Below are 24090 nucleotides of genomic sequence, written 5' to 3'. Positions count from 1 at the left end.
GACAAAAGGCCCTGATTATCAGGGCCTTTTTTTACATGGATTGTATAAAATGGCTAAACCAGCGGCGTATTATCGCCTGCTCTTCCCCTTCTTTTTTCTGCTTTCAGCCTGCACGCTTGACGTCAGTCAACAGAATTCATCTGCAACCGCCGTCGATGCCCAGGCAAAAAAATGGGCGATAAAATTCCAGCGACAAAGCTCCTTTACTGCTAAGGCATTGCATGAGATTACAGATACCGAACTCAAGCCTGGCGATCTGTTATTTTCTTCTAGCCTTGGGGTTACCTCATTCAGTATCCGCGCGTTCAGTACTTCTTCTGTCAGCCATGTTGCCGTTTACCTGGGTAATAATGAAGTTGCAGAAGCAACCGGGGCGGGCGTGCAAATCGTTTCTCTTGAGCAGGTGGAAAAGCACAGCGATAAGCTTTTTGCCCTGAGGGTCCCCGACCTCACTCCACTGCAGGCCGAAGAAATCAAAATATTTGCCTATAAAATCAAGGACAGCGGCTATAACTATCGCGGCATCGCAGAATTTATTCCGTTTATGATGACCAGGCAAATATGTTCGTTAAATCCTTTCTCAGAGGATTTTCGCCAGCAGTGCGTCAGCGGACTGGCGAAAGCACAACTGAGCAATGCCAGCGAGGGAGAAAAGAAGGCGTGGTTTTGCTCCGAATTCGTGACTGATGCGTTTGCCAAAGCCGGGCACCCGCTAACGATGGCGCAGTCGGGTTGGATTAGCCCTTCCGACCTGATGCATATGCGCGAAGGCGACATTTCCGCGTTTAAGTCTGAAACGAAGCTGCAGTATGTCGGCCACCTGAAGTTAGGTATTTATATCAAAACGAGTCGTTTTGTTGGATTGATCCGATAAAACCTTATCAGCCGAAAACAGGAAAACTGTCCGGGAAATCACCGGACAGTTTTTAAAAGCGACAGATTAATTTTCGCAACTCTGCCCAGGGATAAACTTAATTTCTTTATCCGCTATTAACGTTTTCACGGGCGCGCCCGTATCCGGATTTGCTTCCATCGTGAAGTGCCCTTCCACCGTGAGCAGCACCGCCTTATCCGTTGCGCCACGCGCAACCAGATAATCTCGCTCCAGTTGTGCATTGTTCGCGACAGAAACACGCTTACCCGTTGTGCAGTCGGTAAAGATTGCGGCATCCGCCATATAGAAATACATCCCCCGCATCGGCATTGGCGTCACCGGTAAGCTGGCGGAAACCGGCTGGAGCGTGTAGTTGAACTGTGACTCAATCGGGTTACCTTCACGATCGAGCATCTCCAGCGCTTCACCTTTTGCCCGGTAGTACGACTTTTCACCTTTGCTGTCAGTCAGCACCAGTTTGTCGGCAGTGCGCGCCCATGTACCATAAGAGGCAAAAGAGGACGGTTCATCCCGCACGCCCTGATAGCGTTCGTTCATCACCCATGTGCCGTCTTTTTCCAGGAACAGAGAAGTTTCAATTCCTTCGCAGTCCGCGCAAGGCAAAATGCCACGCCAGCTTTGCTGCATCGGTTTTAATTCTGCCGCCCGCGTCGGCTGTAGTACTTCGACTTCAGTACGGTTGTTACAGCCGATCAAGGAAAAAAGCGTACATGCAGCGACTACGGACAATATTGCTGTTTTCACTATGAATTCCTTATAAATTTTTATTCCTGCTCGTCAGTCTTGTGTTCGACGAACTCTCCCGCGCAGTGCTTTCACTGTGGACTTTTGCGCCTTCGATGACAACCTGCGCTCTTTCGAGGCGCGCGTAGGGCGAGTTGCCTGTCGGCTTTTTTGCACTGCGGTTAATTCTTTTATTACCGCGACCAGTCGGGCGATTGCCGCTTCCCGATTAAGCTCCTGGCTACGGTATTCCTGCGCCTTAATGATAATCACGCCATCACCGCTAATCAGATGATGGCTGGCGGCAAGCAGTCGTTCCTTATAATACTCTGGCAGGCCAGAGGCCCGAATGTCAAAGCGCAAATGGATAGCCGTCGAGGTCTTGTTAACGTGCTGACCGCCCGCGCCCTGCGCCCGAATCGCCGTGATTTCCAGCTCATTGTCAGGGATAGAGACGTTTCGGGAGATAACAATCATGAACGCGGCTGCCACGCGGTCAGATGAATTTCCAGATTGTTCTGAGAGTCAGACAACCAGATAGCGCCGTCCTGGATAGTCGCCTGCAGCGCCATTGTACGACCAGCAAAATCACTCAGTTGCGCCAGTTGTTCATCATCCAGATACCACACGGTCAGATTTTTAAACTGCGCGCACTTGTTCTGGTTTTGCTGCCACCAGATCTGGGCCGCACGGCTGTTGTAAGCAAACAGGGCAACCTCACCAGACTGGGTACAGGCTTTTTTAATACGGCGCTCATCCGGCAAACCCAGCTCAATCCAGAGATCAATGCCCAGATGGTCGTTACGCAGCCATGCTTCAGGCTCGTCTTCCGCGCTCAGGCCACGCGTGAACTGCAGCCGTTCATCGGCATATTTAATCCATGCTAGCAGGCGCAGCATCATGCGCTCCTGGGTTTCAGAGGGGTGACGCGCCAGCGTCAAGGCCGCGTCAAGGAACTGGTTGCGGTCGAGATCCGCTACGTTGACAACGGCTTTATAAATTGTCGCTTTAAGCGCCATGAGAGAACTCCTTTCGAATCAGGCGCACATTGTAGCGAAAACTGCGGCAAAAGGCTGCTAACTGCTCCTCTATCAAGGCGCTGATATTGCTTGAATGAGTATGGTATAGTCACCTTGCTAAACAGAGTTTATCTTCGTAGGCTTAGACTTGCATCCACGGTTAAGTCAGAATGCTGACAGGAGGGCATGTGGAAAAATATTGTGAGTTAATACGCAAGCGGTACGCGGAAATCGCCAGCGGAGACTTAGGGTATATCCCGGATGCGCTGGGTTGCGTATTGAAGGTGCTTAATGAAGTGGCGGCAGACAGCGCCCTTCCAGAGTCGGTCAGGGAAAAAGCGGCGTATGCTGCCGCGAACTTACTGGTGAGCGATTATGTCAATGAATGAAACGTATCAACCCATCAACTGCGATGATTACGACAATCTTGAACTCGCCTGCCAGCACCATTTGTTACTGACGCTGGCGCTAAAAGATGGCGAAGTTTTGCAGGCGAAAGCGAATGACCTGGTTTCGCGTAAAAACGTGGAATATCTGGTCGCCGATGTCGCGGGTGAAACCCGGGAGCTTCGTCTCGACAAAATTGCCAGCTTCAGCCACCCGCAAATCGGTACCGTGGTGGTCAGCGAATCTTAACTTTCTTGTACCTTATCAGGCCTAAATGACCAGGCCTGATAAGCGCAGCGCCATCAGGCATGCCAAACCAGACTCACACCAGCCCCATCTTCCGCTATACCCTCACGCGTCACAAAAACACCCGCAGCCGCTATCAGCGTTTCGCCATAAAACAACAGCGGCGTGGTATCTCGACGCCAGGGTGGGATCCCCTGCTCCTGCCAGATTTTCTTTAATTTACGTCCACCGTTACGCCCGACAATATGCAATACGCCTGGCGCTTTAAAACGAATGCTGACGGCTTCATCCGCTTGTGGCATACGCAATTCACCAGCAGAGATGAGCTGCACAGAGCCTAACCCAACTGGCAGCGTCAACGGCGTTTCCCAGCATGGCCACGGAATGACGGTTTCACTTTGCCCATCGACCGGTTTGACCCACCATAGCTGTGACTGATAGCGACGGACCTCGTATTCTCCAAGTCGAAAACAGGGAGAAGCATCTTCCCGCGCCAGCGCCACTTCCTGCCAGATACGTTCCAGTCCATCACGGGAAGGCATCGGCGCATTTAACCCCGCCAGCCAGCGACGAAGCAGAGCGGCACGCCGTACGCCGCTCATTGTCATTAACGGCGTCAGTAACAGTGTGCCCTGGACAGTCACACATTGCGCTAAATCGTTGGCCAGCAGTTCATCCAGTAAACTTTCCTGCTCGGCGCACAGCGCGGCGCTGCGGGCAACGGCTTGCGCGAAGTGCGGCCAGCGCTGTTGCAGTTGCGGGATAACGCGCAGACGCAGGAAATTGCGATCGTAGGCATCATCCTGATTGCTTTCATCTTCGATCCAGCATAATTCATGCTGCCGCGCCCATGTTTCAAGCGCCTCTCGCGTTTGCGCCAGCAACGGTCGAATCAGTTGGGTTCCGGCGAACGGTGAGTTTTCACCCATGGCGGAAAGTCCGGCAGGACCGCTGCCGCGCTTAAGCGCCAGCAGAAAGGTTTCACACTGGTCATCGAGATGCTGGGCGGTCATCAGCACCTCGCCCGGTAGTAAGGTCTGTGCAAATGCCTGATAGCGCGCGCGTCGCGCCTGAGCTTCGATGCCCAGACCCTCATCCTCAAGATGGACTCGTTCAACCACCAGCGGCACCTGCCACTGCGCACATACCGACTCACAGTGCTGCACCCAACTGTCTGCCTGCGGGCTTAATCCGTGATGAATATGGATTGCGCGTAAAGCGAGCTCAGGATTTTGCGCTCGCCACAGCACCAGTTGATGCAGCAGTACGGTAGAGTCCAGCCCGCCGCTAAAGGCGACCAGAATCGATTGAGAATTCAGCAGTGAAGTGTTCAGCGTGAGTGTCGTCATGATGGTTACTTACAAGGGCATTGCCCGGCACGTTACCGGGCTAACGCCACAATGACAAGCCTTACAGCTCGTACAGTTCGAGCGGTAATCCGTCAGGATCGTTAAAAAACGTAAAGCGTTTGCCGGTAAACGGATCGATACGCACGGATTCGCACTTCACGTGGTGAGCTTCCAGATGCGCAATCGCTTTTTCCACGTCGTCCACGCTGAACGCAAGATGGCGTAAACCGCAGGCTTCCGGTCGACTCGGGCGGCAAGGTGGAAACGGAAAAGAAAAAAGCTCAATCACATACTGACCGTTCAATGCCAGATCGCCTTTCCACGAGTCACGTTCTTCCCGGTAGGCTTCGCTGATTAGCGTAAAACCCAGCACATCGCAGTAAAATGCCTTACTCGCCGCGTAGTCCGTCGCAATGATAGCAATATGGTGAACCTGTTTTAATCCCAGCATAGGGTCATCGCCTCTTTCGTTTTTCTGTCAGCACGTTACTCGTACGTAATAGGTTCACGCAAGCCGTTCGGCCGATTTTAGGACTCTCACGCGATACACGCCGTCCTCACCCAGTTTAGCGCCATGAATATCGGTTTCAAATCCAGGATAATGCTGGCCCACTGAACACAACATCAGCAGAAAATCGAGTACAGCGCGGCTATTGGCAGTGATCATTTCCCCAGGCATCAGGAGCGGCACGCCGGGAGGATAAGGCAGGATCATATTAGCGGAAATGCGCCCCACCAGTTGATCAAGCGCGACGGTTTCAACCTCACCTTTGATCTGCCGCTGCCAGGCCTGGTGCGGCGTCATTTTCATCTCCGGCAAGGTATCAAATGCCCGCAGCATCAGCCCGGAGAGATCGTGTTGACGGATGAGCTTATGGATCCCCTGCGCCAGATCCTGAATACGCATATTGCGATAGAAATCGGGATCCTCGGCATACAGATCTGGCAGCATATTTTTCACGCGTAAATTCAGATCGTACGAGCGCTTAAATTCCGTCAGGCCGCGCAACAGCCCCATCGCCCGGGTTTTATCAATGCCGATACTGAACAGGAATAACAGATTATACGGTCCTGTTTTCTCGACAACGACGCCGCGTTCATCAAGGAATTTCGCCACCAGCGCGGCAGGAATCCCCTCTTCACTCATATTTCCCTGTTCATCCATCCCCGGCGTCAGAATCGTGACTTTCACCGGGTCGAGGAACATGTGGTCGGCATCAGCATCGACAAATCCGTGCCAGTCTTCACCAGGCGCTACTGGCCAGCACTCCGCTTCATCTACTTTTTCCGGCTGCCAGATATCAAAGAACCAGCCATCTGATTCTTCGCGTAGCCGCTGCACTTCTTTGCGAAAATGCAGTGCTCGTTCCACCGAACGATTGATTAACCGCTTGCCTGAATTGCCACGCAGCATTGCCGCCGCCGTTTCTATCGACGCCACTATCGGGTAGCTCGGAGACGTGGAGGTGTGCATCATAAAGGCTTCGTTGAACGTGTCTTCGTCGTAATCGCCCTTAATGTGGATCAGAGAAGCTTGTGACAACGCCGCCAACATCTTGTGGGTGGACTGGGTCTCAAAAATCACCTTTCCCGGTACCCGTTCACCGCTCATCCCGCTTTTCCCCTGATAGATCGGATGAAAATGGGTATACGGCACCCAGGCAGAATCAAAATGGATGGAGGGCACATCCAGGGTTTGCTTGATCCAGTTGGTGTTATACAGCAGGCCGTCATAGGTGGAGTTGGTGATCACCGCATGTACCGGCCATTGCGCCTGAGGGGTCTCTTCTACCTTGCGTTCAATACTTACGCGGGTAAATTCCCGGCGGGGTATACCGCCCAGGATCCCCAGCGCGTTACGCGTAGGCTTCAGCCAGATGGGCACGACATCGTTCATCATCAGCAAATGCGCCAGCGACTTATGGCAGTTGCGGTCGATCAGCAGCGTACTGCCTGCAGGCGCGGCGTACATGCCGACAATCTTGTTCGACGTCGAGGTGCCGTTGGTCACCATATAGCTCTGCTCGGCGCCAAAAGTGCGCGCAATATACTCCTCCGCTTCCAGATGCGGCCCGGTATGATCCAGCAACGAGCCCAGCTCGGTCACAGAAATTGACACGTCGGCTTTCAGCGTATTGCCGCCAAAGAAATCATAGAACAGGCAGCCGACCGGGCTTTTCTGATACGCCGTTCCCGCCATGTGTCCGGGCGTGCAGAAGGTATACTTTCCTTCCTTCACATAGGTAAACAGCGCTTTGGTGAAAGGAGGCGTGATGTTATCGAGGTATTCGCTGGTATACTGGCGAATGCGGGTGGCAATGTCCTCAGACTGGCCCAGCGCATACTCAAAAAACCACAACGCCATGCGCAGGTCGTGCGCGCTGACATCCATCGTCGAATGGGTATTAATAAAGGCGTAGAGCGGGAGATACTCGTTGAGCTGGTTGATATCACTGCACAGCTCCAGGCTATATTCATCCCAGTCAAAAATGACGCCGCAAATTCGCGGGTTGTGTTCGATAAACTTCAGCAGGTCGACGCTGTTCTGCGGCCAGATAATCTGAAACCCCTGCTGTTGCAGCGCACGCTCAAGTTCCTTGATGGGCTCATCTTTATAAAAGACGCCATGCGGTCCCATGATGGCAATGATATTCATGCGTTCCTCCTGGAAAAACCTTAGTTAATCATAGCCTGGCCAAACCACAGGTAAAAAAAAGGGCCACAGCATAGTGGCCCTTTTCAGAATTAATGCAGTTTACGCGTAACCGTAGCTCATCAGACGCTGGTAACGACGGTTTTTCAAATCTTCTTTGCCTAACACGTCGAGGTCGGCGAGATCGGCCAGCAGCTGTGCCTTCAGGGACGCAGCCATGACTTCCGGGTTGCGGTGCGCGCCGCCCAGCGGTTCCGGGATGATAGAGTCGATAAGCTTCAGCTCTTTCAGACGCGGCGCGATAATCCCCATCGCTTCTGCGGCCAGCGGCGCTTTGTCGGCGCTTTTCCACAGAATGGAGGCGCAACCTTCCGGGGAGATAACGGAATAGGTGCTGTATTGCAGCATGTTCACTTTATCGCCTACGCCGATCGCCAGCGCGCCGCCGGAACCACCTTCACCGATGACGGTGCAGATTACCGGTACGCTCAGACGCGACATTTCACGCAGGTTGCGTGCGATCGCTTCAGACTGACCTCGCTCTTCCGCGCCCACGCCCGGGTAAGCCCCTGGGGTATCGATGAAGGTAATGATCGGCATATTGAAACGCTCGGCCATTTCCATCAGACGCAGCGCTTTGCGATAGCCTTCCGGCGCTGGCATGCCGAAATTGCGACGGATTTTTTCTTTGGTCTCACGGCCTTTCTGATGACCAATAATCATCACCGGACGGCCATCCAGACGCGCGATGCCGCCAACAATAGCTTTATCATCCGCATAGGCACGATCGCCCGCCAGCTCATCAAATTCATCAAATGCCAGGCGGACATAATCCAGGGTGTACGGACGCTGTGGATGGCGCGCCAGCTGGGCTACCTGCCATGCGCCGAGATCGGCGAAGATTTTACGCGTCAGTTCTACGCTTTTTTCACGCAGACGATGCACTTCTTCATCGATGTTAATATCCAGTTTCTCATCCTGACGGCTAACCGCAGTCAGAGAATCGATTTTTGCTTCCAGCTCTGCAATCGGCTGTTCAAAATCAAGGAAATTCAGACTCATAGTATTCCTGTATTAGTCAAACTCCAGTTCCACCTGCTCCGAACCAATAAGGCCACGGAGATCGTTTAGCAAACGATCGCTCGGAGAGACACGCCACGTTGCGCCAAAACGCAATCGCGCACGTGCATCCGCCCTCTGATAGTAGAGATGTACTGGAATTGTCCCCGAGCGGTGGGGTTCCAGAGACTGACGGAGTCGGTTTAAAAGCTGGTCATCAATTTGCCTGTCCGTCAGCGAGATAGCAAGCCCGCGAGCATATTTTTCCCGGGCTTCGTCAATATCCATGACTTCACGGGCCATCATTTTAAGCCCGCCGCTGAAGTCATCAAAGCTGACCTGTCCGCTGACGATAAGTATGCGGTCTTTTTCCAGCAATTGCTGGTATTTATCCAGGGCATCGGTAAACAACATAACTTCCAGACGCCCGGAACGGTCATCCAGGGTACAGATGCCGATACGATTGCCGCGCTTGGTGACCATTACCCGCGCAGCAATGACGAGCCCCGCAGCCGTGGTGACTTTACCACGTTCTGTCGGATGCATGTCTTTCAGCCTGTGGCCTCCAACATAGCGCTCAATTTCTTTTAGATACTGATTGATGGGATGTCCCGTCAGGTAAAGCCCTAACGTTTCACGTTCCCCTTCTAATACCACCTGCTCCGGCCATGGAGTACAGTTGGCATAAGACTGTTCAATTTGTTCCGGCTCTTCCGCCAGCACGCCAAACATATCAGCCTGACCAATAGCCTCGGCTTTCGCATGCTGATCGGCGGCTTTGAGCGCATCGTTGAGCGAATTCATCAACGCCGCGCGATGTGGTCCAAGGCGGTCGAACGCCCCGGACATGATTAACTTTTCCAGCACCCGACGGTTGAGTTTTTTGATATCCGTGCGGGCACAGAGATCAAACAGCTCGCGGAAATAACCGCCTTCGTTGCGCGCCTCAATAATAGCTTCAATTGGCCCTTCACCCACGCCTTTTATCGCGCCGATGCCGTAGACAATCTCACCATCATCATTCACGTGAAAATGATAAAGCCCGGAGTTGATATCCGGCGGCAGGATTTTGAGCCCCATACGCCAGCACTCATCCACCAGCCCGACCACTTTCTCGGTGTTATCCATATCGGCCGTCATTACTGCCGCCATAAACTCGGCTGGGTAATGCGCCTTCAGCCACAGCGTCTGGTAAGAGACCAACGCATAGGCAGCGGAGTGCGATTTGTTAAATCCGTAACCGGCGAATTTCTCCACCAGGTCAAAGATTTTCATCGCCAGTTCGCCGTCGACGCCGCGCTTTTTCGCCCCTTCCTCAAAGGTGCCGCGCTGCTTAGCCATCTCTTCCGGCTTTTTCTTACCCATCGCACGACGCAGCATGTCCGCGCCGCCAAGGGTATATCCGGACAGCTCCTGGGCAATCTGCATAACCTGTTCCTGATACAGGATAATGCCGTAGGTCGGCTCCAGTACCGGTTTCAGACACTCATGCTGCCATTGTACATCCGGGTAGGAAATCTCTTCGCGACCATGCTTACGGTCGATAAAGTTATCTACCATCCCCGACTGCAGCGGACCAGGACGGAACAGGGCCACCAGTGCGATCATATCTTCGAAGCAGTCAGGCTGCAGACGTTTGATAAGATCTTTCATGCCGCGGGATTCAAGCTGGAAGACCGCCGTGGTCTCCGAGCGTTGCAGCATGTCGAAGCTTTTCTTGTCATCCAGCGGGATCGCGGCGATATCCAGCGGCGGCTCGCCGTTCTTTTCACGGCGCGCGTTGATCATTTCCAACGCCCAGTTGATGATGGTGAGCGTACGCAGACCAAGGAAGTCGAACTTCACAAGGCCGGCATATTCCACGTCATTCTTATCAAACTGAGTAACCGGGTGCAGCCCCTGTTCATCGCAGTACAGCGGCGCAAAATCGGTAATTTTGGTCGGCGCGATAACCACGCCACCGGCGTGCTTACCGGCGTTACGCGTGACGCCTTCCAGCTTACGCGCCATATCAATCAGCGCTTTAACCTCTTCATCTGCCTCATAAATTTCCGGCAGTTGGGGTTCGGCTTCAAAGGCTTTGGCCAGCGTCATGCCCGGATCGGGCGGCACCAGTTTCGAAATACGGTCAACGAAGCCGTACGGGTGACCGAGCACACGGCCCACGTCACGGATAACCGCCTTAGCCGCCATGGTACCGAAGGTAATAATCTGCGAAACCGCATCACGACCATACATTTCTGCCACGTGCTCGATGACCTGGTCGCGTTTCTCCATACAGAAGTCAACGTCGAAGTCGGGCATTGAGACACGTTCCGGGTTCAGGAAACGTTCGAACAGCAGGTCAAATTCCAGCGGATCCAGGTCGGTAATTTTCAGTGCATAGGCGACAAGCGAGCCGGCGCCGGAACCACGTCCCGGGCCTACCGGTACGCCGTTATCTTTCGACCACTGGATAAACTCCATAACGATCAGGAAGTAGCCTGGGAATCCCATCTGGTTGATAACTTTAAGTTCAATCTCCAGACGTTCGTCATAAGGTGGGCGCTTCTGCGCGCGAACTTCTGGGTCAGGGAACAAAAATTCCAGACGTTCTTCCAGACCTTCGCGTGATTTTGCCACGAGGAAATCCTCAGTGGTCATATCACCAGTCGGGAACTGCGGCAGGAAATACTCGCCCAGACGCACCGTCACATTACAACGTTTGGCTATCTCGACGGTGTTTTGCAGCGCTTCCGGAATATCCGAGAACAGCTCACACATCTCGTCTTCACTGCGCATATACTGCTGCGGTGAATAGTTACGCGGGCGTTTCGGGTCATCAAGGGTGAACCCGTCGTGGATTGCCACGCGGATTTCATGCGCGTCAAAATCACCGGTTTCAAGGAAGCGAACATCGTTGGTCGCCACCACCGGAAGACCACGCGTTTCAGCCAGTTCTACTGCGGCATGCAGATAATTCTCTTCATCTTGCCTGCCGGTGCGGATAAGTTCGAGGAAGTAGCAATTGGGAAAATGTTCTTCGTAAAACCCCACGCACTCATCAACCAGTGCGCTATTACCGCGCAGCAGGCTACGTCCGACGTCGCCCATGCGACCGCCGGAGAGCAAAATCAAACCTTCTTTAAGCTCGACCAGCCAGTCCCTGTCGATGACCGGCCCTTCTGCGCCATAACCACGCTGATAGGCTTTCGATATCAACAACGTCAGGTTCTGATAGCCGGTATTGTTTGCGGCCAGCACGGTGAGCTGTGTGAGTTCATCGCCCAACAGCTCGCTGCGGACATGAAAATCTGCGCCAACTATCGGCTTGATACCCGCACCGTGACCCGCTCCGTAAAACTTCACCAGACCACACAGGTTGGTAAAATCGGTGATCGCCAGCGCAGGCATGCCTAACGCGGCCGCCTTTTTCACCAGCGGCCCGGTTTTCGCCAGCCCATCGATCATGGAGTAGTCGCTGTGCACCCGCAGGTGGACGAAACGAGGTTCAGACATCTTCAGATTCCTTCGACACAAGAATCAGGACGTGAGTCCCAGTGCGCGTTTGACGGGGCCAAAACTACGGCGATGGTGCTCGGTTGCACCATGCATTGCCAACTTTTCCAGATGAAAAGCGGTTGGATAGCCTTTGTGCTGTGCAAAGCCATACTGCGGGAACACCGTATCCAGGGCCGCCATTTCAGCGTCACGGGTGACTTTTGCCAGTATCGACGCCGCGCTAATCTCCGCCACGCGGCTGTCGCCTTTGACCACCGCCATCGATGGCACCGGTAATGCCGGGCAACGATTGCCGTCAATTAATACGTATTCCGGCGCAATATGCAGACCCGCAACCGCACGCTGCATGGCCAGCATGGTGGCATGCAAAATATTCAGTTCGTCGATTTCATGCGGTTCTGCACGCCCCAGACTCCAGCTTAACGCTTTTTCTTTAATTTCATCAAACAGCGCCAGGCGACGTTTTTCTGACAGTTTTTTTGAGTCGTTAAGACCGATAATCGGGCGAGCCGGATCCAGAATGACGGCGGCGGTGACAACGGCGCCGACCAAAGGACCACGTCCAACTTCATCCACACCCGCCACTAAATGCGTATGTGGATACACAAACTCAATCATTGCGCTAACTCCAGGACCGCATCCGCCGCCTGCTCATCAGCATTACAACGGATCTGCTGGTGCAGTTCACGGAATGTGTCGTGCATTGCATGGCTGGTTTTACCATTCGCCAGCAACGGCAACAGCGCTTGCGACAGCGCCTGCGGTTCACACTCTTCCTGCAACAGCTCTTTAACCAGTTCTCTTCCCGCCAGCAGGTTAGGTAGCGAAACGTAGTCTGTCTTCACCAGACGCTTCGCCAGCCAGAAGGTGAAAGGTTTCATTCGGTAGCCAACCACCATCGGGCATTTTGCCAGCATACATTCCAGCGCGGCGGTACCTGAAGCCAGCAGTGCAGCATCGCTGGCCACCATTGCTTCACGTCCCATCCCGTTGAGCAGATGAACAGAAAGCTCCGGTGCTACTTCAGCTTTAATTCGCTCAAACTGCTCGCGACGTTTGGCATTCACCAACGGCACCACCACTTCGAGATCCGGATAATGCTGACGTAACAGCTGCGCCGTTTTCAGAAAATCGGCACTGAGCATCTCCACTTCTGCGCCACGGCTTCCAGGCAATAGCGCCAGACAGTGAGCGTCATGGGGAATGCCCAGAACATCGCGTGCTGCGTTTTTATCCGGATCCAACGGCATGGCATCCGCCATGGTATGGCCGATAAAGCGACACGGGACGTTAAATTTGTCATAAAACGCTTTTTCGAAAGGCAGAAAGGCCAGCACCATATTGGTGGATCTGCCTATTTTGAAAACGCGTTTCTGTCGCCAGGCCCACACAGAGGGGCTGACGTAATGAATGGTTTTAATGCCCTGCTTTTTCAGGTTCCCTTCAAGGGTAATGTTGAAGTCAGGCGCATCAATACCAACAAAAACATCCGGCTTTAAGTCGGTGAACCGGCGAGTAAGATCGGCGCGAATATGCAGTAAACGGCGCAGGCGTCCGAGCACTTCAACAATGCCCATTACCGCCAGCTCTTCCATTTCGTACCAGGCTTCACAGCCTTCGGCCTGCATCAGCGGACCCGCCACGCCAACAAAACGCGCATTCGGAACGCGAGCCTTGAGCGCACGGATTAACCCTGCACCAAGAATATCGCCGGAGGTTTCTCCGGCGACGAGGGCAATCGTTAAAGGACGCTGCTCAGTCATTAACGAATCAGGCCACGCGTTGAGCGCTCAAAGAAGTCGCTGAAAGCCTGAACTTCGGGATACTGTTTCGCCAGTTCCGCGATTTCTGGTTTCACTTCTTCCAGCGTTTTACCACTACGGTACAACGCTTTGTAGGCGTTACGAATCGCGGTAATCGCTTCGCGGGTGAATCCACGACGCTTCAGACCTTCGATATTGACGCCAAACGGCGTCGCGTGGTTGCCCTGGGCGATAACGTATGGAGGCACGTCCTGGGCTACGCCAGAACAGCCGCCAACCATCACATGCGCGCCAATGATGCAGAACTGATGCACCGCAGTCATGCCGCCGATGATAACAAAATCATCAAGCGAAACATGTCCGGCAAGCGTGGCGTTATTCGCCAGAATACAGCGGTTGCCTACCGTACAATCATGCGCGACGTGCGCATTAATCATCAGTAAGTTATCGCTGCCCACCTTCGTCACTCCACCGCCCTGCACTGTGCCACGATGAATGGTGACGCTTTCGCGGATGCGGTTGCGATCGCCAATTTCCACGCGGGTCGGTTCGCCAGCATATTTCAGATCCTGGTTAACTTCGCCGATGGAGGCAAACTGATAGATCTCGTTATCGCGACCAATTTTTGTATGGCCATTCACGACAACGTGAGACTTCAGTACGGTACCCTCACCAATTTCAACATGGGGTCCAACAATACAAAATGGGCCAATGTGAGCGTTAGCACCAATGCTGGCGCCGTCTTCCACAATGGCGGTTGGGTGAATAAAGGCGGATTTATCAATCACGTATCAGGCCTCCCGGCTACGGGCACACATCATCGTTGCTTCGCACACAACTTTACCGTCGACCAGCGCAACCCCTTTAAAACGGGTCAGGCCGCGGCGCGTTTTCTCGAAAGTCACTTCCATGATCATCTGATCGCCTGGCACGACAGGACGCTTAAAGCGCGCTTCGTCAATACCCGCGAAATAGTACAGTTCGCCTGGTTCCAGCTTTCCTACGCTTTTAAACGCGAGGATACCGGTGGCCTGCGCCATCGCTTCCAGAATCAGTACGCCTGGGAAAATAGGTTTACCCGGAAAGTGGCCCTGGAAGAAAGGCTCGTTAACGGATACATTTTTCACTGCGCGCAGAAAACGACCTTCTTCAAAATCCAGCACGCGGTCAACCAGCAGAAACGGAAAACGGTGCGGCAGAAGTTCTAAAATCTCTTCAATATGCAGAGTATGAGTGTTAGTAGTCAAAATACTCTTCCTGTCAAAATATACTAAAAGGCAATAATAACACGGCCTGTCGCAATCGTATGAATGGGACAGGCCGAAAAGTCAGACATGCAAAAAAGGTGTTTTAGTCTTGTTGATTAACCTTGCGCTCAATCGCTTTGAGACGCTTGCTCATATCATCAATATTCATCACCAGTGCAGCTGTTTTACGCCATACCTTGTTGGGCTGTAGCGGAATGCCTGAGGAATAGACGCCAGGTTCAGTGATAGGACGCATCACCATACCCATGCCAGTAACCGTGACTTTATCGCATATTTCCATATGCCCATTGATCACGCTGGCGCCACCAATCATGCAGTAACGGCCAATCTTCAGGCTACCCGCCATAATGACGCCACCGGCTACCGCCGTATTGTCGCCAATCACAACGTTATGCGCAATCTGGCACTGGTTATCAATGATAACACCATTGCCGATCACAGTATCGTCCAGAGCACCACGGTCAATAGTGGTACAAGCGCCGATCTCGACGCGATCGCCGATAATCACCCGACCAAGTTGCGGGATCTTCACCCAGTTACCGCGATCGTTCGCGTAACCGAATCCATCAGATCCGACGACAGTACTGGACTGGATCAGGCAATTCTCACCGATCTGAATATCGTGGTAAATCGTCACATTCGCCCACAAGCGAGAACCTGCGCCGATTTTTGTATTTTTTCCGACGAAGCAGCCTGCGCCGATAACGACGTTATCGCCCAGTTCTACGCCAGACTCAATGACCGCATTTGCGCCCACAGAGACATTATTACCCAGCTTCGCCGTCGCATCGATCGCTGCACTCGGTGCAATGTTTTGTGCGGGCTGCGGCGTGGTATCTAAGATTTGCGCCATGCGTGCATAGGTCAGGTAGGGATTCTTCACTACCAGCGCTGCACACTTAGCAAAAGGAAGATCGTCCTGCGTCATCACAACGGCAGAGGCCTGGCATACGCCTAAGTGTTCACGGTACTTAGGATTCACCATGAACGTGATATTGCCAGTTTGCGCAGATTGCATGGACGCTACGCCGGTGATGACGATATCGCCATCACCGTGTAATTCTGCATCCAACTGCTCTGCTAAATCAGCCAGTCGAATTGAAGGCATTACTTATTTAACCTGTTTCAGTACGTCAGCGGTGATGTCTTTTACATCGCTGCTGTTGTATGCAACGGTGTTTGCGTCAACAACCAGATCGATGCTCTGGCTGTTAGCAACAGATTTCACAGCTGTCTGGATACGAGTAACCAGTTTGCCACGTTCTTCGTTGGAACGACGCGCACGATCCTGCTCAAAAGCCTGAGCTTTCTGAGAGAAAGTCTGACGCTGAGCCATAACGTCTTTTTCCAGCTTGGTACGATCGCTACCCGCTTTCATGGATTGCAGACGCTGCATTTTAGATTGCAGATCGGATTCCATACGCTGCAGTTCGCTGGCACGGCCTTTGAACTCGTTTTCCAGCGTAGCAGAAACGCCCGTCTTCTGTGCAACCTGTTGGAACAGGCTACCCATGTTGACGATTGCAATTTTGTCAGCAGCCTGTGCGGACGTTGCCATCGCTAAACCGAGACCTGCAGCTAATAACCACTTTTTCACAATTAACTCCTTACCATCCCATTTGCACCCGAAGGTACAGTTCTTTGCGTGGCCAGGCGATCTCATGCAAGATCGCCTAAAGTCAGCGCTACACTACCACTACATTCCTTTGCGAAGAACAATTACCAGGTTTTACCAATGTTAAACTGGAACTGTTCCGCTTTGTCTCCATCGTACTTCTTGAACGGCTGGGCGTAGGAGAAAACCAACGGCCCCAATGGGGACATCCATTGTAAAGCGATACCCGCGGACATACGGATATTGCTTGGATCGCTGTAGTCCGGATAACCAGAGTACTTAGCTGAATCCCAGTTCGTATCCCAAACGGTACCCATATCCCAGAAGAACGAGGTACGGACCGAGTTGGCATACTTGTCGCTGATAAACGGCGTCGGGGTGATGAATTCCAGGCTGGCGACAGCCATGGCGTTACCGCCCACCGCATCATCCGATTCACACGGTGAAGTATTGCTGGCGTCACACTCGTTATCATAATTGTCATCGTCGTGATAACGATTAGCCGGTAAATAGACAGCCTTCGGACCGATGGTATTGGACTGGAAGCCACGCACGGTGCTGGAACCACCGGCATAGAAGTTCTCGTAGAACGGCATCTCTTTGCCGCCTATTCCATCACCGTAACCCCACTTGGTACGACCCAGAACAACCCACTTGTGATCGTCATCGATCGGTACATAGGTCGCGGTATCCAGCGTCGCTTTGTAGTATTCGTTGTCAGAACCCGGAATGGTCACTTTACCGTTCAGGTTGACACGCGTACCTTCCGTTGGGAAGTAGCCACGGTCCAGCTTGTTATATGTCCAACCATAGTTGAAGGTGAAGTCGTCTGATTTGAAGCTATCAGCGTCAGGATTTTCACCCATGGATTCCAGATAACGTTGCATCGCAACCTGTGGATCCATGTTAGACAAGGAGTTATGTACATAACCGACACCCGCACGCAACGTGTTGTATTCGTTAATCGGGAAGCCAAGCGTTACGTCAGTACCATAACTTTTGTTGGTATAGTCAGACAGGTCTGCGTCATCCGCTTCAAAATCGTTATAAAAGACGCGGCCACCGAGACTCACACCATCAACGGTGAAGTACGGGTTAGTTACAGACAACTCAGTATAGGTCTGGTAGTCGTTTTTGGTGCCGTTAATTCCGACAGAATAACCGGTACCTAACCAGTTATCTTGCTGGACACCGGCCTGGAAGCTCACACCGCTCTCAGTACCGTAACCGACGCCGAAGTTAAAGCTACCGGTGTTACGCTCTTTGACCTTGTAGACCACATCAACCTGATCCGGGCTGCCCGGTATACGCTGAGTATCGGTATCAACGGTTTCAAAGTAACCCAGACGGTTCAGACGCTCTTTACCCTGATCGACCAGATCGCTACCCAACCAGGCACCTTCCATCTGGCGCATTTCGCGACGCAGAACGGAATCTTTAGAGGTGTCGTTACCTTCAAAACGAATCTTACGCACATAGAAACGGTTACCCGCATCTACGTTTACACGTAATTTAACGGTTTTATCGGCATCGTTGATTTCAGGCTGCGATTGTACGCGCGGATAGGCATAACCATAGCGACCCAGAAGCTTCTTGATATCATCTTCCATTTTGGTCACTTTGGTGCCGTTATAGAGTTCGCCTGGCTCGATTTTAGTCAGGGTCTCAATTTCGGCGGAATGCCCGGCCAGGTTACCGCTCACCTGTACCCCAGAAAGCTTGTACTGCTCGCCTTCAGTGATGTTAACGGTGATATAGATACCTTTTTTATCCGGCGTCAGGCTGACCTGGGTAGAATCGATATTGAAGCGAGCATAACCGCGATCCAGATAGTAACTGCGCAGGGTTTCGAGGTCGCCCGCCAGTTTCTGTTTCTGGTATTTACGATCGCCCACTACGTTCCACCACGGCACTTCATCACGCAGTTGGAAATGAGAGATCAGTTCGTCGGTCGAGAAGGCATGGTTGCCGACGATGTTGATCTGTTGGATCTTCGCCGAAACGCCTTCCTGGAAGACCAGCTTGAGGTCAACGCGGTTACGCGGCAACGGCGTTACCACCGCTTTCACACTGGCGCTGTACTTACCGACGCTATAGTAGAAATCTTCCAGCCCTTTTTCGATATCGGCAAGCGTGGTGCGATCCAGAGACTCGCCAACACGTACGCCAGACGCCTCGAGGTTTTGCTTGAGCATGTCATCTTTCACCGATTTGTTACCGGAGAAAGTGATGCTGGCAATCGTCGGACGTTCTTTTACCTGAACCAGAAGGGTATCACCATCGCGCAGGACGCGGACATCCTCAAAGTTACCGGTGGCGAACAGAGCACGAATGGTATTACTGATGTCTTCATCATTAACCGTGTCGCCTGTGCGCACCGGCATACTGAGGAGAGCCGCACCAACGGCGACTCGCTGTAGGCCTTCGAAATGAATGTCCTTCACTACGAACCCTTCAGCACCGTATACGGTGGCGCTGCTAAACAGCAGCGACGCTATGAGCAACTTTTTCATCGCCATCGTTATTATGCGTTCTTCCTAACACTCTCTTACAACCGAGAGAAATCATTGAAAAGTGCAAGCCCCATTAACAACACCAGCAAGATAGAGCCAATGCGATAACTAAAGTCTTGAACCCGCTCGGATACCGGACCGCCCTTCAGCTTTTCAATCGCCAGGAACAGCAGATGCCCCCCGTCAAGAACGGGCAACGGAAACAGGTTGATTATCCCTAAGTTCACGCTGATAAGCGCAAGGAACATCAGGTAATAAATAACCCCGAACTCCGCTGACATCCCAGCCCCCTGGGCGATAGAAATCGGCCCACTGAGGTTGTTCAGTTTTACATCACCGGTAATCAATTTTCCCAGCATACTGACCGTCAGCTTCATCAACTGCCACGTTTTATCCGAGGCTTCGAGGATGGCGCTGAATGGCCCATACTGGCGTACAGTCTTATACTCATCAGGCAGAGGAATAACTTTAGGCACCACGCCCGCAAAACCTTCTGCCTTTCCGTTAACCTGTTTTGAATCTGGGGTTAACGTTAAAGACAAGGAACTTCCTTGTCTTTCAATATCTAGCGCTAACGGCTTATCCGGATTATCGCGCACCAGCGTCACGAACGTCATCCATTGCGTAAGCGGCTGACCATTGACTTTAACGATCCTGTCGCCAGCTTGCAAACCCGCCTTACTTGCAGCGGAGTTAACCTGCACTTCTGACAGCACCGATTCGATCTGCGGACCGCGCGGACGAATCCCTAAACTGGAGACGGGATCCTCTTTGTCTGGCTCGAATGCCCAATGGCGTAAATCCAGCGTTTTGTTCTGCCGCTGGTCGCTGCCAAACTGCGCCACGCTGAGAGTCGTACGCTCATCGCCGATTTTGGATACCAGTTGCAATCGCACGGCATCCCAATCAGGGGTTTCGATACCATCAACCGCTTTTAGTTCCGTACCCGGCTGAATTTGCGCCTGCGCGGCAATCGAGTTGGGCGTTATTTCACCAACAACCGGACGAACGCCAGGGACACCGATGATAAACACCAGCCAGTAAGCGAAAATAGCAAAAAGGAAGTTTGCAATCGGACCTGCGGCGATGATGGCTGCGCGTTGTCCAACCGTTTTATTGTTGAAAGCGTAATGGCGCAGCTCCGGTGCGACCGGTTCAGCGCGCTCATCCAGCATCTTGACGTAACCGCCGAGGGGAATCAGGGCGATGACGTATTCCGTACCCGATTTATCGGTACGCCGCCAAAGCGCTTTTCCAAAGCCAATGGAAAAGCGTTCGACGCGGACTCCGCAGCGCCGTGCAACCCAGAAATGACCAAATTCATGCACGGTGATAAGCACACCAAGTGCGACAATGAATGCAGCCAGATTCCAGAGAATACTCAGCATAAGACCATCCGTTAGAGCGTCCTGAATACCAGTAACAACAGGCAGGCAAAGACCGGTACCGCAGCCGTCAGGCTATCAATACGATCCAGAATACCGCCGTGTCCTGGGATTAAGTGACCACTGTCCTTAATACCTGCTTCACGCTTAAACATACTCTCGGTCAGGTCACCCAGCACGGAGGCCAGGGCTGCAACGATGGAGCAAATGAGCAAGGTGACAGGCGCAACCTCAAGATTCGCCCACATGCCATAACCCCATGAGATCACGGCCGCAGTGGCGAGTCCGCCAATAAAACCCTGCCAGGTTTTACCGGGAGAAACCTTCGGCGCCAGCTTATGTTTGCCAAACATCTTACCAAACATATAGGCACCAGAGTCCGCTCCCCAAACGAGGATCATGACATACAGAAGCCATAGCGCGCCACTATAATGATTCTCATCATAGTGCCATGCGCGTAGCGCAAGCATTCCCCAAAAGAATGGGACAATGGTTAACACGCCGAAAATTATGCGTAATGTTTTGGAATTACGCCAGACCGACGCAGAGCCGGGATAAAACAGCACCAGTAACAGCGCCACAACCCACCAGCCCAGCGATGCCCACAGCGATATTTCAACCAGCGGTTGATGAATATTGCGATGATATTCTGGCAGCAAAAATAGCATCAGTGCCAGCAATAGCCCGCACAAAACCGCCAGCCAGACTCGCTGCGTACGCGTGGTAAAACCGCTTAACTGTCCCCATTCCCAGGCGGCCAACATACAGACGACCAACGTAACAATGGCGAACCCCACCGGCGGCAGCAAAAACAGCGCCGCGATGACAACGGGTATTAAAACAAAAGCAGAAATCAGGCGATACTTCAGCAAAAGCGACCCCCATCAGGCTTTTTCATCACCGGGCTCGGTGCCGCCGAAACGACGCTCACGATTAGCAAAGGCATGCAGCGCACCTTCAAAGTCTTGTTCATCGAAATCGGGCCAGAGAACATCCGTAAAGTAAAGTTCGGCATAGGCGATTTGCCACAACAGAAAATTACTAATTCGATGCTCCCCCCCAGTCCTTATCACTAAATCCACAGGAGCCAGTTCATGCATACAAATTTGCTGCCCAAGCATCTCTTCATCGATTTGCTCTGGACGCAGCAGACCATCCTGCACCTGTTGTGCCAGTTGCCTGACTCCCTGGACTATATCCCACCGTCCACCGTAATTCGCTGCAATATTCAGCGTCAACCCGGTATTCTGGGCGGTAATCGCTTCTGATTTGCGAATCCGTTCTTGCAAACGTGAGTTAAATCGACTGATATCCCCGATAATACGCAGGCGTACGTTATGGCGGTGCAGGTTTTTCACTTCGCTATCAAGCGCCCACACAAACAGTTCCATTAACGCGCTCACTTCCTGCGCAGGTCGGTTCCAGTTCTCACTGCTAAAGGCATACAGCGTTAACGCATCAATACCGTTATTGGCAGCAAAAGAGACAGCCCGGCGGACGGATTTTGCTCCGGCCTTATGCCCAAAGGCGCGAATCTTCCCTTGCTTTTTCGCCCAGCGGCCATTGCCATCCATGATAATTGCTACATGGCGACAACCATGTGCTGGCAAATTTTCGCTTAATGGTTTAGTTGCAGACAACATAACGCGTTTTTAGTCCCTGAAAGGATTTACGGTACTCAGGAATACTGAAGCCCATCCACAAAAAAGCCGTGTCAAACCACGGCTTACCCGACCGGAAAAAAGCAAATACCCGCGATCGAGTGGCGCAGACTATATCACTGAAGCCCAACGCTAACAAATAGCGCGATTCTCCGTAGAGGGATTATCATCAGCTTGAGAGTCGCATCACTTCTTTTCTGGCGACGTCCCGTGCGATGGCATCAACCTTCAGCACGTCATCAACGCTCTGCGGCTCCTGCAAATCCATCTTATCCAGCACGGATAAATTCAGGTCAGCAATATCGGTAAATCGGATCTGCTGCGCCAGGAACGCGGCAACGGTAATTTCATTCGCAGCATTCAACGCGGTCGTCGCCGCCTGCCCTTGCTCAAACGCGTCCATCGCCAGTTTCAGGCACGGATAACGCTGGTAATCAGGTGCGGAAAACGTCAACGCACTGAGTTGGCAAAAATCGACAGGCTTAACGCCGGACGTCACTCGTTCTGGCCATGCCATGGTATGAGCAATTGGTGTACGCATATCAGGTTCCCCCAACTGCGCCAGAACGCTACCATCCTGATAACGAACCATCGAATGAATAACCGACTGCGGGTGAATCAGCACTTCCATCTGGCTTGCGCTGGCATTAAATAGCCAACGCGCTTCAATGTATTCCAGACCTTTATTCATCATAGTGGCGGAATCGACAGAGATTTTTCGTCCCATCGACCAATTCGGATGACGACATGCCTGATCGGGGGTCATAGAAACCAGATCGGACAATGGCGTTTCACGGAAAGGGCCACCAGACCCGGTAAGCAGAACTGACATAACGCCGTTTTGCTCAAGGTCAGCGTATCCCAGATTGTGTTGGATAGGTTGCGGTAAACTCTGAAAAATCGCGTTATGTTCGCTATCTACCGGCAAAAGCTGCGCTTTGTGGCGTTTCACGTCGTCCATAAACAAACGCCCACAGGTCACCAGAGACTCTTTATTCGCCAGTAAAATGCTTTTGCTCGCACGAATTGCCGCCAGCGTCGGCAGCAGGCCCGCCGCGCCAACAATCGCCGCCATCACCTGATCAACTTCATCCAGCGCAGCCATATCACAGGCAGCCTGTTGACCGCTCATGACCTCAGTGCGACTGCCCTGCTCCAGCAGAGCTGCTTTTACCAACGCAGCGCTTTTTTCATCGTCCATTACCGCATAGCGAGGAGAAAACTCCAGGCACTGCTCTACCATGCGGGCGACATTTTTACCCGCCACCAACGCAGCAACACGAAATTTTTCCGGGTTATGGCGTACTACATCCAGCGTACTGCAACCAATGGAACCGGTTGATCCCAGGATGGTTAATTGCTTCATGAGACATCCAGAAGAATTTTACCCTTTAAGGTATATAGACAGAAAAAAGCAAAACGCCGCCATCCAGCCTTCTCAGGCCTTCTAAGCGGCGTTTTTAGCGTACAGGCGAATCAGAACTGCATCAGTTCCGTTTCTTTCTCTGCCAGCGCCGCATCAACTTTCTTGATAGCTGCGTCAGTCAGTTTCTGCACGTCGTCCTGAGAACGGCGATCGTCATCTTCGCTGATCTCTTTTTCTTTCAACAGCGCTTTCACTTTGTCGTTGGCATCGCGACGAACGTTACGTACGGCAACGCGCGCGCCTTCTGCTTCGCCACGCACGATCTTGGTCAGATCTTTACGACGTTCTTCAGTCAGCGGCGGCAGCGGAACGCGGATGTCGGAACCGGCAGAGCTTGGATTCAGACCGAGGTCGGAAGCCATAATTGCTTTCTCAACGGCTGGACCCATAGAACGGTCGAACACGTTGATTTTCAGGGTACGGGAATCTTCAACCGTTACGCTTGCCAGCTGGCGCAGCGGGGTCGGCGTGCCGTAATATTCCACGACAATACCATCCAGCAGGCTAGGAGAAGCACGGCCCGTGCGAATTTTGCTGATTTGGTTTTTGAACGCTTCGACGCATTTTTCCATGCGTACTTCAGCATCTTTTCTGATATCGTTGATCACGTTACGAATCCTTGAAAGC

The 24090-nt window shown here is 52.5% G+C and carries 23 protein-coding genes; 3 read left to right on the top strand and 20 right to left on the bottom strand.

The features are described from left to right. Positions 1 to 49 precede the first annotated feature (49 nt). A complete protein-coding gene (locus tag OGW16_RS08080) occupies positions 50 to 874 on the top strand; it encodes a YaeF family permuted papain-like enzyme (protein WP_043018501.1) in 825 nt (274 codons plus the stop codon). A gap of 66 nt (positions 875 to 940) precedes the next feature. On the opposite strand, the gene nlpE is transcribed toward OGW16_RS08080, so the two are convergent. The 3 genes from nlpE to OGW16_RS08065 are packed head-to-tail and all read right to left on the bottom strand — an operon-like array spanning position 941 to position 2637. After that, positions 941 to 1642, bottom strand: coding sequence for an envelope stress response activation lipoprotein NlpE (gene nlpE, locus OGW16_RS08075; RefSeq protein WP_087051038.1), 702 nt, complete (start codon positions 1640 to 1642; stop codon positions 941 to 943). A gap of 30 nt (positions 1643 to 1672) precedes the next feature. After that, positions 1673 to 2095 (bottom strand): alternative ribosome rescue aminoacyl-tRNA hydrolase ArfB, encoded by a 423-nt coding sequence (gene arfB, locus OGW16_RS08070; protein ID WP_047406060.1) that lies wholly within the window; start codon positions 2093 to 2095, stop codon positions 1673 to 1675. After that, entirely contained in the window at positions 2092 to 2637 is a 546-nt protein-coding gene (locus OGW16_RS08065; RefSeq protein WP_003018497.1) for a YaeQ family protein, read from the bottom strand. Before OGW16_RS08065 ends, arfB begins: the two co-directional genes overlap by 4 nt. A 188-nt stretch (positions 2638 to 2825) precedes the next feature. On the opposite strand from OGW16_RS08065, the gene OGW16_RS08060 reads away from it, so the two are divergent. Both OGW16_RS08060 and rof read left to right on the top strand, forming a co-directional pair. Next, on the top strand, positions 2826 to 3026 hold the full coding sequence (locus tag OGW16_RS08060; RefSeq protein ID WP_003018499.1) for a YaeP family protein: 201 nt from the start codon (positions 2826 to 2828) through the stop codon (positions 3024 to 3026). Beyond that, the gene (rof, locus tag OGW16_RS08055; RefSeq protein WP_003018503.1) at positions 3013 to 3273 is read left to right on the top strand and encodes a Rho-binding antiterminator; all 261 of its coding nucleotides are present in this window, start codon (positions 3013 to 3015) and stop codon (positions 3271 to 3273) included. The genes OGW16_RS08060 and rof overlap by 14 nt, the downstream gene beginning before the upstream one ends. Positions 3274 to 3326: 53 nt before the next feature. On the opposite strand, the gene tilS is transcribed toward rof, so the two are convergent. The 17 genes from tilS to frr form a co-directional block, all read right to left on the bottom strand. Then, entirely contained in the window at positions 3327 to 4619 is a 1293-nt protein-coding gene (tilS, locus tag OGW16_RS08050; protein ID WP_172862701.1) for a tRNA lysidine(34) synthetase TilS, read from the bottom strand. A gap of 61 nt (positions 4620 to 4680) precedes the next feature. Continuing rightward, positions 4681 to 5070, bottom strand: a complete 390-nt coding sequence (locus OGW16_RS08045; protein WP_016151771.1) for a VOC family protein — start codon at positions 5068 to 5070, stop codon at positions 4681 to 4683. A 54-nt stretch (positions 5071 to 5124) separates the two neighbouring features. After that, positions 5125 to 7275 carry a lysine decarboxylase LdcC gene (ldcC, locus tag OGW16_RS08040; RefSeq protein WP_087052151.1) on the bottom strand — a complete coding sequence of 717 codons (2151 nt, stop codon included), beginning with the start codon at positions 7273 to 7275 and terminating at the stop codon, positions 5125 to 5127. A 99-nt stretch (positions 7276 to 7374) separates the two neighbouring features. Beyond that, the gene (gene accA / locus OGW16_RS08035; RefSeq protein WP_043018495.1) at positions 7375 to 8334 is read right to left on the bottom strand and encodes an acetyl-CoA carboxylase carboxyl transferase subunit alpha; all 960 of its coding nucleotides are present in this window, start codon (positions 8332 to 8334) and stop codon (positions 7375 to 7377) included. Between the two features lie 12 nt (positions 8335 to 8346). After that, entirely contained in the window at positions 8347 to 11829 is a 3483-nt protein-coding gene (gene dnaE, locus OGW16_RS08030) for a DNA polymerase III subunit alpha (protein WP_043018494.1), read from the bottom strand. A gap of 24 nt (positions 11830 to 11853) precedes the next feature. Then, positions 11854 to 12450 (bottom strand): ribonuclease HII, encoded by a 597-nt coding sequence (gene rnhB / locus OGW16_RS08025; protein WP_047406069.1) that lies wholly within the window; start codon positions 12448 to 12450, stop codon positions 11854 to 11856. Then, positions 12447 to 13595, bottom strand: coding sequence for a lipid-A-disaccharide synthase (lpxB, locus tag OGW16_RS08020; protein WP_003829168.1), 1149 nt, complete (start codon positions 13593 to 13595; stop codon positions 12447 to 12449). Before lpxB ends, rnhB begins: the two co-directional genes overlap by 4 nt. Beyond that, the gene (gene lpxA, locus OGW16_RS08015) at positions 13595 to 14383 is read right to left on the bottom strand and encodes an acyl-ACP--UDP-N-acetylglucosamine O-acyltransferase (RefSeq protein WP_047406073.1); all 789 of its coding nucleotides are present in this window, start codon (positions 14381 to 14383) and stop codon (positions 13595 to 13597) included. Before lpxA ends, lpxB begins: the two co-directional genes overlap by 1 nt. Positions 14384 to 14386: 3 nt before the next feature. After that, on the bottom strand, positions 14387 to 14842 hold the full coding sequence (gene fabZ / locus OGW16_RS08010) for a 3-hydroxyacyl-ACP dehydratase FabZ (protein WP_003018528.1): 456 nt from the start codon (positions 14840 to 14842) through the stop codon (positions 14387 to 14389). A gap of 103 nt (positions 14843 to 14945) precedes the next feature. Further along, the gene (gene lpxD, locus OGW16_RS08005) at positions 14946 to 15971 is read right to left on the bottom strand and encodes a UDP-3-O-(3-hydroxymyristoyl)glucosamine N-acyltransferase (RefSeq protein WP_043018491.1); all 1026 of its coding nucleotides are present in this window, start codon (positions 15969 to 15971) and stop codon (positions 14946 to 14948) included. Positions 15972 to 15974: 3 nt separating this feature from the next. Beyond that, the gene (skp, locus tag OGW16_RS08000) at positions 15975 to 16460 is read right to left on the bottom strand and encodes a molecular chaperone Skp (protein ID WP_016151765.1); all 486 of its coding nucleotides are present in this window, start codon (positions 16458 to 16460) and stop codon (positions 15975 to 15977) included. A gap of 122 nt (positions 16461 to 16582) precedes the next feature. Beyond that, on the bottom strand, positions 16583 to 18997 hold the full coding sequence (bamA, locus tag OGW16_RS07995) for an outer membrane protein assembly factor BamA (RefSeq protein ID WP_043018490.1): 2415 nt from the start codon (positions 18995 to 18997) through the stop codon (positions 16583 to 16585). A 29-nt stretch (positions 18998 to 19026) separates the two neighbouring features. Beyond that, positions 19027 to 20379 (bottom strand): sigma E protease regulator RseP, encoded by a 1353-nt coding sequence (gene rseP, locus OGW16_RS07990; RefSeq protein ID WP_043018489.1) that lies wholly within the window; start codon positions 20377 to 20379, stop codon positions 19027 to 19029. An 11-nt stretch (positions 20380 to 20390) separates the two neighbouring features. Then, positions 20391 to 21248: a phosphatidate cytidylyltransferase gene (gene cdsA, locus OGW16_RS07985; protein ID WP_043018488.1), complete on the bottom strand. Its 858-nt coding sequence runs from the start codon at positions 21246 to 21248 to the stop codon at positions 20391 to 20393. 12 nt (positions 21249 to 21260) lie between these two features. Continuing rightward, a complete protein-coding gene (ispU, locus tag OGW16_RS07980) occupies positions 21261 to 22019 on the bottom strand; it encodes a (2E,6E)-farnesyl-diphosphate-specific ditrans,polycis-undecaprenyl-diphosphate synthase (protein ID WP_003018543.1) in 759 nt (252 codons plus the stop codon). Between the two features lie 187 nt (positions 22020 to 22206). Beyond that, positions 22207 to 23403, bottom strand: a complete 1197-nt coding sequence (gene ispC, locus OGW16_RS07975) for a 1-deoxy-D-xylulose-5-phosphate reductoisomerase (protein WP_043018487.1) — start codon at positions 23401 to 23403, stop codon at positions 22207 to 22209. Positions 23404 to 23513: 110 nt separating this feature from the next. Beyond that, the gene (gene frr, locus OGW16_RS07970; protein ID WP_043018486.1) at positions 23514 to 24071 is read right to left on the bottom strand and encodes a ribosome recycling factor; all 558 of its coding nucleotides are present in this window, start codon (positions 24069 to 24071) and stop codon (positions 23514 to 23516) included. Positions 24072 to 24090: the final 19 nt, after the last annotated feature.

Origin of the sequence: Citrobacter sp. Ce104 (assembly GCF_030334595.1) — a bacterium.
Taxonomy (GTDB): Bacteria; Pseudomonadota; Gammaproteobacteria; order Enterobacterales; family Enterobacteriaceae; genus Citrobacter; species Citrobacter europaeus.
The sequence above is the reverse complement of the archived record's forward strand: the minus strand, read 5'-3'. Positions and strand labels throughout refer to the sequence as shown.